This is a genomic window from Rothia sp. 27098_8_29 (assembly GCF_041432785.1).
Classification (GTDB): domain Bacteria; phylum Actinomycetota; class Actinomycetes; order Actinomycetales; family Micrococcaceae; genus Rothia; species Rothia mucilaginosa.
The window spans coordinates 736,408-750,508 of record NZ_JAPWAI010000001.1 but is presented as its reverse complement, the minus strand read 5'-3'; the positions used below and the strand labels follow the sequence as shown (position 1 = coordinate 750,508).

Here is a 14,101-nt window from a genome sequence, read left to right as displayed (position 1 = left end):
AAAGACGACCTGTGGAAAACAGTGCAAACTACCTTTGGGGCACGAATTCATAAAGAGGACCCGGCAGGCTATCTGATGGATAGCCTGCCGGGTCCTCTTTGCCGTTTATAAGGTTACGATACTCTGGATTACCGCAAACAGATAGATGGCGACTAGCATTTTATGGTAACCGATTTACTATCTCGATACTTACCACAAAAATAAGTTATTAAATGTAAATAGATATTCACAAATCTAGTATAATTCATATCTGTAGCCATATGGATTACCAATCACTTCACCGTCTTTAAATACCACTTCCCAATTTCCGGGATTGACAAACCTAATACCTGCATCCAACATTTCTCTATAAAACATATGAACAATCATACCAAGCTTCTTAGCATTTCTTCCGCTCTCAATCCTTTTCTTAACCTCCTCTTTTGTTAATCTAAATTTAAAATGATCCTCTAGGGGTATATTTTTTTCACATTTAATTACGCTCAAAGATTCTCGGAATGACTTATGGATATTCTTACCCCCCGAAGATTCCTCCGCTTCATACCCCTTATCACTACTCAATGAGTACATAAAATATCTATACATCCACAACTCTCCAGAAAACTCTTTTCCACAAGAACAAAGTTTCGTATACCACAAGCTATCATTTTCAGAATAATCCATATTATCCTGGGTGCAGATTAAGCGATGACTCATCCAGAGAACTTTCGCCGAAACATCTAATAAATCATTAAAATTATTAAATTTGCGGTAATAAATCATTGTGGCAAGGATCAGACTAATATCATCCATTCCAGACCCAACAATCAATTTGCAAATTTCTTTAACTTCTTCTTCTCTTTGATAAACTATATCATAATCAAAAATAATTATTAACATCAACAACGAATGTAGCTCTTGGCTATTTTTTCGCCGCAATAGATGGTGAATTCTATCTCCCAAACTGCCATTCATTTTAGAAAAATATGAATGAACCCTCGCAACAATCCGCTCTCTCGCATGGGGACCCATGCCACTAACTTTCATTACATAGACTATATATCTTGAGAAGTCTATAAATTCTTGAGTTATTTCTGGGTGCATAAGACATAGGTCTAGAATCTTTTCAAAAATACTCAAGTTCGAAATGGGATTAGGATTTAAAATAATATCAAGGACAGAATTATACTTACCTGCATGAGTGGAGGACACTGCACTCAGTAAGGAATTAATCGGTCCATTCATAATATTTTCAATAAGGGTGGGAAGCATCAATCCCAGACTACCTTCATTTCCTTTGCCTTCCTCCGAGGAACAGTAGTCAATAAATTTATATACATTCTCCCTAACAGAAATATTAATATTATTAATATTTCTACTTTCAATATCCAAATTAGAGCAAAGAGAAGCTCTAGCAAAGTAATTGATGATGGATTCCTTGCTCGAGAGCTCAACAAATGGGGACATAAAATCCCTTGTATAAGTATCATTCAGCCCAAGATTATATTCACTCAAAGTATCGCGAACATTTTTTTCGATATCCTCTAAATCAGATTCTGTATTATATGAGAATGTGATATTATCAAAATCTCTTACAAACGAAACTACACCTTTATTTAGTAGGGCTTTATCCAATTTACACATATACATTTCAACTATAACCTGGCTTACCGTGCTTCCCCAGGGAATACCATGGGTTTCTCCGTTTTGCGAAGATTGCAAGAGAACATCAAAATCCCTACCCATCTTTAAAGCACCATAAACTTTCTTTCTACTGATACTCTTCTTTGCTTCTACTTTTCCCCCCATTACCCATTCCAAACTATGAGTATAAATAGAATCAGGAAAATTTTGCACTTCAATTACACGCCTTTTACTGCAGCCAAGAAGTAAAGACAGCTTAATCTCGTTTTTGACCTGATCGCTATAAATGGGGCAATCGAAAAATTTTGATATTGAACTACCATCTTCAAGGAAGATGTCAATAATCCCATCTTTATTAGCTTCGATATAATAAACCATATTTGCATAAGAAAATAAATTAGGCAACTTATATTCCTTACGCCCACTATTAATATCGGGGGCATTGTAAGTTATAGGAGTTGTCCACTCTCTAACGGCCTCCACACTACTCTCACCATTATTTTCTTTCCAGAAATATTCTTCCTTACGACTGTTAACCCATTCAAAAAAACTATCAAAATTAAATATTACAGCCGACATTTCAGTATTTACAGGAATGCTGTGAAATGCAAAATTTGCAGCGCGTCCTGCAATACGACTATTACACGTGCATCCATCTTTATTTTTTAAAGACCTCTCCTCGCTAATATATTTATACCCGTCAAATTTATTTAAGAATTTACTAAAGTATCCTCTTCTAATTAGGTTCTCTGCACTCAAAGTCTCTGAATAATACGTCAGAATTCCTGCATTTACACGACATTTTGGGCAGATGATGCTCTCAACCTCATCCAGTAAAACTTGGGGTGTACTGTCAGTTATAAACGAAAAGTAATCATCAACATGTTTTTCAAGGAGATAAATTATAACCTTCTGGGAACATTTCGATGGACAATCATCAATCCTCTGAAACCATCTTTGCGCATAAAGAGTGGACTCCACCGAGCTAATATCAAAAACAAATTCTGGTTCAGAGTTTTCCAAAACCATTTCTAGGTCTTCAACATTTAAATCTAATTTATTTTTATAATCTTTCAAGATATACCAACTTTTTTTGCTGGTTTTGATATACAAATCACCCGACGGTGCCTCTACGGCAATTCCATCATTAAGGGATATATTTTCCAGATTTTTACCCCACGTCATCAATATTTCCTTTCCCGAGATAAGTATCAAATATTAGGTATTATAATATTTGACCAGACCCTAACATATAGCCTATATATCACGTTACATTATTCTAGGTATAGAAAACCACCCCTCCGCAGCTTGTCGCCGCAAAGGGGGTGGTTTCTATATATGAGCTAGACCCAGAAAGCCTAGTACTACTCAGCAGCCTCCGTGCTGGGCTTGGGGTCTTCGTTCACGCGATTGCGGATATGCTCCACAATACGTGCCACAGCCTCATCCACGGGCACGCCGTTCTCCTGCTTGTTGCCGCGGAAACGGAACGAAACAGCACCGTGCTCCGCATCCTCACCGCCGGCAATCAGAATGAACGGAACCTTCTCAGTAGACGCAGTACGAATCTTCTTCGTGAAGCGATCCGAACCGTAATCCACCTCAACACGCACGCCGTGCGCACGCAGCTTGTTCGCGATCTCGGTCATGTAGTCGTTGAACGCCTCAGCCACCGGCACACCAATGACCTGAACCGGCGAGAGCCACGCCGGGAACGCACCCGCATAGTGCTCGGTCAGCACACCCAGGAAGCGCTCAATCGAGCCGAACTTCGCCGAGTGAATCATGACCGGCTCCTGCACGGTACCGTCAGCAGCCTGGTACTCCAGACCGAAACGGCTCGGCTGGTTGAAGTCGTACTGCACGGTCGACATCTGCCAGGTACGGCCGATAGCGTCCTTCGCCTGAACCGAAATCTTCGGGCCGTAGAACGCAGCTCCACCGGGATCCGGAACGAGCTCCAGGCCGGTCTCCTTCGCAACCTGCTCCAGAACCGCGGTAGCCTCTTCCCACTGCTCATCGGTACCGATGAACTTATCCTTCTTATCGCCCTCAGTGTCGCGGGTGGACAGCTCAAGGTAGAAGTCAGTCATGCCGAAGTCCTCAAGCAGGCTCAGCATGAACTTCAGCAGGTGACGCACCTCGTCCGGTGCCTGCTCCTTCGTCACATACGAGTGAGAGTCGTCCTGGCTGATCATGCGCACGCGGGTCAGACCCTGCAACACGCCGGACTTCTCATCACGGTACACGGTGCCGAACTCGAAGAAACGCAACGGCAGCTCACGGTACGAACGGCCACGAGAACGGTAAATCTCGTTGTGCATCGGGCAGTTCATGGCCTTCAGGCGGTAATGACCGTTATCCAGCTCCATGGGCGGGAACATGCCGTCCGCATAGTACGGAAGGTGACCGGAAGTGTAGAACAGGTCTTCCTTCGAAATGTGCGGAGTGCTGACGTACTGGAAACCCTCCTGAATGTGGCGGGTACGCACATAGTCTTCCATCTCGCGCTTAATCACGCCACCCTTAGGGTGAATCACCGGCAAGCCGGGGCCAATGTTCTTCGGGAAGGAGAACAGGTCCAGCTCACGACCCAGGCGGCGGTGGTCACGGCGCTCCGCCTCAGCGATGCGCTCCTTGTACGCCACCAGCTCTTCCTTAGTCGGCCAAGCGGTACCGTAAATACGCTGCAGCATGGGGTTCTTCTCAGAACCGCGCCAGTACGCACCACCGGCACGCATCAGGGCGTAACCGTTAGCAATCAGCTTGGTGTTCGGCAGGTGCGGGCCGCGGCAGAGGTCCTTCCAGACAGTCTCGCCGGTCTTCGGGTGCACGTTGTCGTAAATGGTGATTTCACCCTCGCCGACCTCCACGGATGCGCCCTCGGCAGCATCCGCACCAGAACCGGGGCCCTGGGTCAGGGAGAGCAGCTCCAGCTTGTACGGCTCGTTCGCCATCTCGGCGACAGCCTCGTCGTGGGTGACCACACGGCGGCGGAACAGCTGACCGGACTTGATGATCTTAATCATCGACTTCTCGATCTTCTTCAGATCTTCCGGGGTGAACGGCTCAGCCACATCAAAGTCAAAGTAGAAGCCGTCAGTAATGTACGGGCCAATGCCCAGCTTGGCGTCCTTGCGGTACTCCTGCACCGCCTGCGCCATCACGTGCGCGGCAGAGTGGCGCAGAACGTTCAGGCCGTCCGGTTCGTGAATGAAAACCGGCTCAACGGAGTCGCCAGCAGACAGCTCGTGGGAGAGATCAACAAGCACGGCGTTCACGCGTGCCACAACGATCTTCGGGTCGTCAGCGAACAGCTCAGCGGCAGTCTTCGCGGTGACCTCGCGCTCCTCACCAGAAACGCTAATAACAATTGCTGAAGAATCAGCGGCAGACATAAGTCTCCTTAACTCAGGCGCAAGCGTGCCACTCGGGGCGCCGCCGGTGCGCATACTATTCCGCACTGTACTGGTGCACGGACACACACCATCTTACAACGGCTCCCAGGCAACGCTCAGCTTGAGGGCAAACTAGTCCGCATGATGCTCACGCGTATGCTCATACACGTCAACCACAATGTGGCTAATATGGTCGTCCTTCAGGCGGTAAATGGTGGTGCGGCCCTGCTGCTCACGGTCAATCACGTGCGCCTCACGCAGGATGCGCAAGTGGTGCGAGGCGAGCGGCTGCGAAATGCCCAGGCAGGTGTGCAGTTCGCTCACGCTGTGCGGGCGGTGCATCAGGTGGTGCGCAATCGCCAGGCGTAGCGGGTTCGCGAGCGCAGAGAAAATCGCCACGGACGGACCGAACTGTTCCTCCCAGTCTTTGGGGCCGCTGCCTTCGAGGAGGGGCGCGTTGGTGGGCGCCTCGTGGGTATGGTCCGATGCATGCTCGTGGGCATGGTCAGTGTGGGTGGTGTTAGTTTCGGTCTGGTCTGTGTGCTGGCTCTGAGTCATAGTATTTTCACCTTATGTACAGGAAAGGGGGCACGTCAAGGAAGTTACGCCTGCGCGGCGTGCTTTCTTGAGCGTGCCCCTCTCCCCTATGTGCGCTGATGCTCGCTGGTGTTGCTGGTGCGCTGTATGCGGCTGATCCGATGCCGTTGCAGCTGTCGGTGCGTTGTCATTGTGGCGGCAACGTCGTGGACCACCGCCCTCCTAGAGCGGTTCATCACATTGCGGTCATAATGCCTAGCGCCGTGCCCTAACTGCGCATCAGCTCGCGGGCATGCAACCCTAGCGGGCCCTTAGCGGTTAGCGACTGCCACCTGCAGGTAACCTTCAGCGGACTTTACGCCCTTGTCGGTCACTGCGCGGTAGCGGACCAGCGGCGCGAAGCCCTGCTTATTCTTAGCAGATACCGCGATGCCCTGGGTGCCGTCGGGCAGGGTCACCACACGGTAAGTGCCGTATTCGTCGCTGTATGCGCTGACGGCCTGGCCGCGCTGGTTGAGCAGCTCCAGCTTCTTCACGGTTTCGCCGCGGCTGTATGCGCCGAAGGATGCCTCGTCGTTGTTCAGGACTGCCACGTTCTGGGTGGTGCCCGAGTACAGGGAGACGGAGTCCTCACGTGCGATGGGGCTGTTCTTGTCGACCACGTGTACCTTCAGCGGGATCGAGTACAGCTGTGCGGCTGAGCCCTTCTTCGCCTTCACATCGGACATGCGTGCGGGTGCCTTGCCGGTGCGGTTCACGGTGATGTTCGTGCCGTTGTCGCGGCGCAGATCCCATGTGGTGCCGGTGACCTCGTGAGTGTTCAGATCGATCGAGTAGGTGCCGGTCTTGCCGTTGGAGGCAAAGCGGATGCCGGTCTCCGCACTGGAGAACTGGCCGCCAGCAGTGTTGACCTTCTCCTTGTTGACCCAGCGGCTGGGGCGGAAGTTCGGGGTCTGCTGGATTTCCTGGAAGTTGTAGTCGCGCGCGTAACGGTAGTTCGGGGAAACCTTGTGCGACTGGTGAACACTCTGCGCGACTGCGGTCTCGCCGGAGTAGACGGTGGCGTGGTGCTCGGCGGGCTGGTAGAACACGCCGGAGCCGGTGCCGGTCTTACCGTAGGAATCCGAGGGGTACTTGAACTTCACGGCGTCCGAAGCCTGGTTCACTGCCGCGTTCTGAGTCTCGGCGTCGCTGATGCGCACGGCCTTGGGGGTGCGCACGGCGGAGCGGCGCACGGTCACGGGGCGTGCAATCTTGTGCGCGTCAGCGTTCGAGTCGGCAGCCTGGTTGTTGCTCTGCGGCAGAACCTGGGTGCCCTCGCGGCGTGCAGTGTTCTCAGCGGACTCGGTGTAGTTCACGGGCATCCACTGCACCTGCTGCCAGGGGAACTGGTTGCCGGTGAAGCCGCTGGGCACGAAGTTCGCGAACATTGCCGCCAGCTGCGGGTCTTCCTTATACACGTTCTTACCCTGGCGGGCGTAGGGCGCGTAGGAGCTTGCCGCCTCCAGGTTGAATGCGTTGGTGAAGAGGTTGTGGTCCGTGAGGATGAAGCCGTATTCCTTCATTGCGGTCAGGATCATGCGGGTGAGCTGGTCGTCAGCGTGGCCGGTGTTTGCCAGGTGCTCTTCCACATCAAAGCTTGCGGGCAGGAAGCCACGCTGACCTGCGCGGGGTGCGTTCGGGTACTTGCTCGCGTCAATCTTGCCGTCGGTACCTTTCGCGGGGAAGGAGGAGACCAGTGCAGCGTAGTCAGCCGCGGTGATGGACACCATGTGGTTGATCTTGCCGGCCTTGAGCTCGTCCACACCAATCTGGGTGAGCTCATTTGCCAGGCCCACCACGGAGGAGGTGCCGTTCTTGAGGGTCAGCCAGTAGTTGTCTTCGCCCACGCCGCCGAAGTTCGGCTTAGCGAGCATGTAACCGCCGGAGGACACGTGGTAGGTTGCCGGGTAGTCAACCGCCACGGGAATGTCCACGGTGCCGCGGGTGCCTGCGGGAATCTTGTAGGTAATCTCGCCGGTGGTCTCGTTGATGGACGCGCCGGGCACGTTCTTCGCCAGGCGGAACTTCGCACCGCGAGCAATCGGGTAGGAGGTGCGGGCGTTGCCGGACTTCACGTCAATGCTGACGGGCGCCTTGATGGTGACGGTCTGGCCTGCGTTGCCGCGGCCAACGTTGTCGTACTGAATCTTGGCGCTCTTGGGGGTGGACGCGTTGCCGCCGCCGACCTGCACACGGGCGGTGCTGGTGTAGGTCTGTGCGTCTGCATCCTTGACGAACTTGAAGTAGGAGCGCCAGATGCCGGTCGCCTCGTCGTACAGGGCGACGGACTGGTCGCCGGAGAGGCCGTGGTCCTCGGCAAGCCAGTTCGGGATCGGGATGCCGCCGGTGAGAATGCGCTTGTTCTCCGCGTTAGCGTTGACGCGCTGGTCGCGGGAGACGACCTCGACGTACTCCTGGTGCGGGTTCGCGGAGTTCACGGCGAGGGTCGGGATATTCTCGTGGCCGCCGACGGTCTGGGTGCGAATCTTCTTGAGGGTACCGCCGTTGATGGCGGTGGTGACGGGATGGTTGCCCGCATCGCCGCTGTATTCGAGGAAGGTGCGGCTAATTTCGCTGCTGTTGGGCGCGACGGCTTCGGTGCCGGTGAGCTTCTGGGCTGCGAAGGAGTCGCTGGCGAGCTTGCCGCTCAGGGGCGAGGTGTTCTCGGTGGTGGTCAGCTGCTCCTTGGTGAGGGAGGAGTTGACGGGTGCGAGAGTGTCGATGGTCTTCGCCTGCTGGTCGGGGTTCCAGTAGCAGGTCGGACCGGGCGCGACGTTGGTGATGTTAGCGAGGGTCGGCACGGTGCGGTAGCCTGCGTCGACGCAGGTGGTACCGGATACGTTACGGGTGGAGGCGGTTGCACCGAAGGTAGCGGGGAGGTTCGCGCCGGTGATGACGGTTGCCAGTGCTGCGGAGGCAGCGATGGTGGCACGGCGGCGGTTTGCCGGGCGCTGTGCCGGGTTTTTGGTTGCAGTTGTGGTCATGTTTTTCTTCCGTTCGTGTCGGCTTGTTTGAGTGAGTGCGTTTGTATGAACAAACACGGACGTGAGTGAAATATGCATCTGAGGGTGTACCCGGGCGGGTTCTGATCTTCTGGCAGGAATTCTCAGGAAACTCTCAGATAATCCCCATACCCTACATAGTCTTTGGGATGAACGCAAAACGAGTTTGTGATTCAGGGCACCAATTTTTTGCTAAAGGTTCAAGCTTAGACTCATATTTCTTTACACCTGTGTGCATTGATAGATGTTCAGGTTTTCGGAATTTGCACCGCAGTGTTTTAGCTTTACCCCTAGTCAAGCGAGTGTAGCTTCAGAAAAACGAAAAATGCGCACGGGAAACTAAACCCTCAACCTCAAAGTTCCCGGAATGACGCGCCAAAACGGTCTGTTGAATTTCTCACACGTGACCACAATTTGGGATTCCGCACCAAAGGCAGATATGGTCTCAGTCACTGAAACAGGGGCTTCTATCAGCCCAATCGATCACTTTCGAGTCACAATCACCACCGGGGAGCACCCCCTTGTTTCATCCCTATAGACCCACAAAACCCACCCAAAACCCTAAAATTCGGGTCAAAGTTTAAAGTTTGCGTGTGTTTAACAGTGTGTAACCATGCATGCACCACACTCCCCCGCGCAGGACGCCCTTCACTGTACATTCCAAGAATTCCAAGCCGCCCACCGGGAGCTTTAGAAAGCATAGAAACACCCCGCATGCGCCTCAAAAATACATGCGGGGTGCATAGATATTCATTTGTGGGTGCCTTGCGGTGCACCCAATAGCAGGTGCCGCACCCGCCTCCGTGGGTTCAGGTGGGTTCAATAGCGGTTACTCACAGAGCTACCGAATAGCTACAGCGCACCCGCCTCCGAGCAGACATTCACCAGTTCGCCAATACCCTCGATGCGGGTGCGCACCGTCTGACCCGGCTTCAACCACTGACGCGGATGCAGCGACAAACCAACCCCAGCCGGGGTACCCGTCGCCACCAGGTCGCCCGGCTCCAGGGTCATAAACCGCGAAATATAGGACAGCAGCTGCGCCGGAGTGAACACCATATCCGCCGTCGTGCCGCGCTGACGCACCACACCATCCACCTCACAGACCAGCTCCAGGCCGGCAACCGGGTCAACCTCATCGGGGCTCACAATCACCGGACCAAACGGAGTCATCGCATCCCAGTTCTTACCCTGGAACCACTCCGAAGAACGACCCTGCCAGTCACGCACCGACACATCATTCATGACCGTGTACCCCATCAGAGCCTCAAGTGCCTGCTCCTCCGTGGCATTACGCAGGCGAGCGCCCACGACCAGGCACAGCTCAACCTCCCAGTCGACCTTCGTGCTGCCGGTGCCGTCGGCGGCGGGCATGCGGATCTGCTCGCCGGGGCCAATCAGCGCGTTCGGGAACTTCGCGAACAGCGCCGGATGCTCAGGCACCTCAAGGTTCATTTCCGCGGCATGGTCGCGGTAGTTCAGGCCGGCGCACACAATCTTGCCGGGCTTATCCAGCGGGCGAATAAACGGTAGGGAGTTCCACAGCTCCTCGCCGTGACCCATGACGGTCGCGCCGTTCTCCTTCAGGATCGCCACGGCGTTCTTCGGGTCGCCAAAGTTCAGGCGGAACCGGCTGTAGAAATTCAGTAGCGGGCTGAGCTTCGCCGGAAGCTCGTACACGGTCTCTTCGAAGAAGCAGACCGCGCGGCTGCCCTTCGAGTCTTTAATCTGCGCCCAACGCATGGATGCTCCTTCGCTTCAGGTGGGGATATATCGAATAAGTTACGGATAAAAGTCAGAAATAAAACAACCTAGTGAAAACCGTTTTGGGCGTACACCTCAACGATGGCGTCTTCCAGGTCTTCCATGAGCAGGGCGGGGTTCGCGTCCTGCGCCGCGCCAACCGTGGCGGGGTCGAGGTCCATGCCGAGGGCACGGTACACATCCGCGGTGACCGCCCGCAGCGGGGCAGAGTCGGAGACCACGATGCCGGTGCTGAACCACCAGCCGCCGGTCACCACACGCTGGGCGGTGCCGACCAGTTTAATGCGGCCACCACCTGCGGAGGCGGGAAGCTGCGCGTGCACCGAATACTCGCCGGGGCAGTACTCCCCCGGGATCTCGCCCATGCGCGCATCCACGCCAACCTCGCGAAGTGCCTGCGCGTACATGGAACCGAACAGTTCGTAGCGTAGGGTGTTGCCGCTGCGGGCGTCGGAGGCGGGCTGAAAATGGTCCACGACCAGGCACCCCTGATGGTAGGCGGCGGCATGCCCGCCGACCTTGCGCACCAGCACCTCGAAACCGTGCTCGGTACACGCCGCGGAGGCCTCCGCGAAGCCGGGGTTCAGTTCGTCACGGCGGCCGAACGCGACCGTCGGGTTCGGCTGATACATGCGCAAGGTGGCTTCACGCTTGCCGGTTGCCACCTCGCGGAGCATCTGCACCGTCTGGTCGTGGTGGATGAGGATATCGCCGGATTCGGGGCCGGTCTCTCGAATAATCTGCACGTTCCTATTTTACGGTTACGCCCGCCACAGCTCCTACGTCTCCCCACAATGCGAAAACGCCCACCCGGGTAGCTAAAACCTAGTAATCCCCCTCCCCCTCCGCTAGGGTAGAAGAAAGACCCAAAACACCTTGGAGAATGCCGTGCATCAGGACCAGCACATCACCGCCCAAACCACCGCGCTACCCCGCGTCAGCACTGAACAGCGCACCAACCCGGCGCTGACCGAGCCGCAGCCGCTCGGCGCATTCCCCGCCGGGTTCCTCTTCGGAGGCGCCACCGCCGCCAACCAGTTCGAGGGTGCCTGGAACGAAGACGGCAAGGGCCCCAGCCTGCAGGATGTGCTGCCCGCCGGCGGCCTGCACCCGCGCACCGCGGAACCCACCGAGGACAACCTCAAGCTGGAGGGCATCGACTTCTACCACCGCTACCGCGAAGACATCGCCCTGCTCGCAGAGATGGGTTTCAAGGTCTTCCGCTTCTCCATCGCCTGGTCGCGTATCTTCCCCCGCGGCGACGAAGAAACCCCGAACGAGGCGGGCCTCGCCTTCTACGACCGCGTGCTCGACGAGCTCGAAAAGCACGGCATGGAACCGCTCATCACCCTCAGCCACTACGAAACCCCGCTGCACCTGGTCGAACAGTACAACGGCTGGACCAGCCGCGAACTCATCGGCTTCTACGAACGCTACGCCCGCACTGTATTCGCCCGCTACGGCAAGCGCGTGAAGTACTGGCTGACCTTCAACGAAATCAACTCGATGCTGCACCTGCCGTTCATGTCCGGCGGTATTAACACCCCGGCGGATCAGCTCAGCGACGCCGACCTCTACCAGGCAATGCACCATGAGCTGGTCGCCTCCGCACGCGCCACCGCTGCGGCACGCGAACTGGCACCGGGCGCCCAGGTCGGCTGCATGATTCTTGCCATGCCCACCTACCCGCTCACCCCCGACCCCGCGGACGTGCTCGCCGCCATGCAGGCGGAGCAGGCGAACTTCGCGTTCGGTGACGTGCACGTGCGCGGCGCCTACCCCGGCTACTTCCTGCGTGCCCTGCGTGAGAAGGGCGTGGAGCTGAACATCACCGAGCAGGACCGCGAGGACCTGAAGAACACCGTAGACTTTGTGTCCTTCAGCTACTACATGTCCACCTGCGCGTCCGGCGACCCGGCACGCGGCGAGCGCGGCGAAGGCAACATCATCGGCGGCGTAACAAACCCGACCCTGCCCGCCAGCGAATGGGGCTGGCAGATCGACCCGACCGGCCTGCGCATGGTCCTCAACCAGTACTGGGACCGCTGGCAGAAGCCGCTGTTCATCGTGGAGAACGGCCTGGGCGCACGCGACGAGCTGGTCGAGGTGAACGGTGAGCTCACCGTGGAGGACGACTACCGCATCGACTACCTGCGCCAGCACCTGCACGCGGTACGCGAGGCGATTGAGGACGGCGTGAACGTGCTCGGCTACACCACCTGGGGATGCATCGACATGATTAGCGCCTCCACCGCGCAGATGTCCAAGCGCTACGGGTTCATCTACGTGGACCGCAACGACGACGGCACCGGCACCCTGGCGCGCTACCGTAAGAAGTCCTTTCACTGGTACCGCGAGGTGATTGCCAGCAACGGCGCGGAGCTGTAACTGGTAAGGCTCTAGACGTTGTTCCTTATGCGGCGACTCTAGACGCTGAACTCCGCAAAAATCCCGGCACGCTGAACCCCGCGCGGCTAACACGCGAAACTCAGCAGCAAAAAGCCCCCGAGACTCTGATCTCGGGGGCTTTCGCGCATATGCTGCGTACCTATTGTCCGTTATACCCAGCGCGGGCAATTCTAGTCCAGGGGCAGGTCGTTCAGGCTGGTGGACACGTACTCCCACCAGGTCGGCACCAGCCCCGCGTTCATCGCAACCCGCTGCGACAGCATGTGCGACGGGCTCGTACCGTAGAACGGCAGGTAACCCTCCGCCAGGGTCAGGCGTGCGGCATCTCGCACCAGGGCGCTCGCAATACCCGCGCCGCGGAAGGCGGGCAGCACGTCAATGCCAATCTGGCGCATAATCGGCGAATCGTCGCTCAGGCCAACCATGGCTACCGGGTCGGCATTTGCGGGGCTCTCCCCCGCCGCGGGTGCATCAGGTGCCTTAGATGCGTTCTCATCCACCGGGTATGCGGCGAGCACCAGCACATCCGGGCGGGTCACGCTAAAGCCCAGGGCGTTTGAGTAACGCTTATCCCCGCGGAACGACTCAATCTGCTCTTCGCTCAGCAGGTCCACGCGCAGGCGGGTTACGCGCGCTTCCGTATCCTCCGGGGCAACCTCAAGCGCCCCCGCGGAGGCGTTCGCCTCCCTGCGAATAGTGCGCTCGCCGGTAATTTCGGCAAGCAGTGCCGCCTTCAGCTCGGCGGGGTCGACGCGGCGCATCATGCCCACACCGGGCACGGCGCACTTGACCTCCTGCGCCTTCACGCCCTCGGGTACGACCGAGTTCAGCAGGGCGCGGCCGGGCGTATAGTAGATGCTCGTGCCGCTAACCTGCTGGGTGTAGGGGGTGAGCAGTTCGTTGAGCTGGCGCAGCTGCGCGTAATCGCCGAGCCAGTTCGACTGGTCGCCGAGCATGTAGTCGATGGCCTTTTCGAGTACGCGCGGGTGCTTGGCGCAGAGAATGCCTACGCTCGCGTAGTTGGCGACGCGCAACTCCCATATGTCGTCGTTGCGGCGGCGTGCGGCGCCCATCTTCTCGGAGGGCGGCTGCACGGTGGCGAGTAGCGGCAGGCTCTCGGCTTCCGGGTAGTCGCGTAGCTCTTGAAGGGCGCGACTAATCGAGCCGGGCGCCTGGCAGAAGTCCGCCTCAAGCTGGGTGTGCAGGATGTGCCGCGCACGGTCCACGGTGGTCACAGCACCACGGTTCACGGCTCCCCGGTTCACAGTGCCACGGGTTGCCTTAGCTCCCCGCGTGGGTTCGGTTCCTTGAGTATCAGTCACGTAG

8 protein-coding genes are annotated in these 14,101 nt (G+C 56.2%); 1 reads left to right on the top strand and 7 read right to left on the bottom strand.

Annotated elements, in window-relative coordinates:
- Nucleotides 1–234: 234 nt before the first annotated feature.
- The 6 genes from O3649_RS02930 to O3649_RS02905 form a co-directional block, all read right to left on the bottom strand.
- Nucleotides 235–2,808: an RNA-directed DNA polymerase gene (locus tag O3649_RS02930; protein ID WP_371572684.1), complete on the bottom strand. Its 2,574-nt coding sequence runs from the start codon at nt 2,806–2,808 to the stop codon at nt 235–237.
- Between the two features lie 179 nt (nt 2,809–2,987).
- Nucleotides 2,988–5,021 (bottom strand): threonine--tRNA ligase, encoded by a 2,034-nt coding sequence (gene thrS / locus O3649_RS02925; protein WP_371572682.1) that lies wholly within the window; start codon nt 5,019–5,021, stop codon nt 2,988–2,990.
- Nucleotides 5,022–5,153: 132 nt separating this feature from the next.
- Nucleotides 5,154–5,579, bottom strand: coding sequence for a helix-turn-helix transcriptional regulator (locus O3649_RS02920; RefSeq protein WP_049356821.1), 426 nt, complete (start codon nt 5,577–5,579; stop codon nt 5,154–5,156).
- Nucleotides 5,580–5,869: 290 nt separating this feature from the next.
- The gene (locus O3649_RS02915; protein WP_371572680.1) at nt 5,870–8,584 is read right to left on the bottom strand and encodes a Rib/alpha-like domain-containing protein; all 2,715 of its coding nucleotides are present in this window, start codon (nt 8,582–8,584) and stop codon (nt 5,870–5,872) included.
- 870 nt (nt 8,585–9,454) lie between these two features.
- Entirely contained in the window at nt 9,455–10,345 is an 891-nt protein-coding gene (locus O3649_RS02910) for a fumarylacetoacetate hydrolase family protein (protein ID WP_005505816.1), read from the bottom strand.
- A gap of 68 nt (nt 10,346–10,413) precedes the next feature.
- The gene (locus O3649_RS02905) at nt 10,414–11,112 is read right to left on the bottom strand and encodes a biotin/lipoate A/B protein ligase family protein (protein WP_371572678.1); all 699 of its coding nucleotides are present in this window, start codon (nt 11,110–11,112) and stop codon (nt 10,414–10,416) included.
- Nucleotides 11,113–11,254: 142 nt separating this feature from the next.
- On the opposite strand from O3649_RS02905, the gene O3649_RS02900 reads away from it, so the two are divergent.
- The gene (locus O3649_RS02900; RefSeq protein WP_371572676.1) at nt 11,255–12,754 is read left to right on the top strand and encodes a glycoside hydrolase family 1 protein; all 1,500 of its coding nucleotides are present in this window, start codon (nt 11,255–11,257) and stop codon (nt 12,752–12,754) included.
- Between the two features lie 191 nt (nt 12,755–12,945).
- Here O3649_RS02900 and O3649_RS02895 read toward each other — a convergent pair whose 3' ends face one another.
- Nucleotides 12,946–14,097, bottom strand: coding sequence for a GNAT family N-acetyltransferase (locus O3649_RS02895; protein WP_371572674.1), 1,152 nt, complete (start codon nt 14,095–14,097; stop codon nt 12,946–12,948).
- Between the last annotated feature and the right edge of the window lie 4 nt (nt 14,098–14,101).

Coding starts and splice junctions, on each gene's coding strand:
- O3649_RS02930 (WP_371572684.1), bottom strand. CDS start 2,808: ATGACGTGGGGTAAAAATCTGGAAAATATATCCCTTAATGATGGAATT.
- thrS (WP_371572682.1), bottom strand. CDS start 5,021: ATGTCTGCCGCTGATTCTTCAGCAATTGTTATTAGCGTTTCTGGTGAG.
- O3649_RS02920 (WP_049356821.1), bottom strand. CDS start 5,579: ATGACTCAGAGCCAGCACACAGACCAGACCGAAACTAACACCACCCAC.
- O3649_RS02915 (WP_371572680.1), bottom strand. CDS start 8,584: ATGACCACAACTGCAACCAAAAACCCGGCACAGCGCCCGGCAAACCGC.
- O3649_RS02910 (WP_005505816.1), bottom strand. CDS start 10,345: ATGCGTTGGGCGCAGATTAAAGACTCGAAGGGCAGCCGCGCGGTCTGC.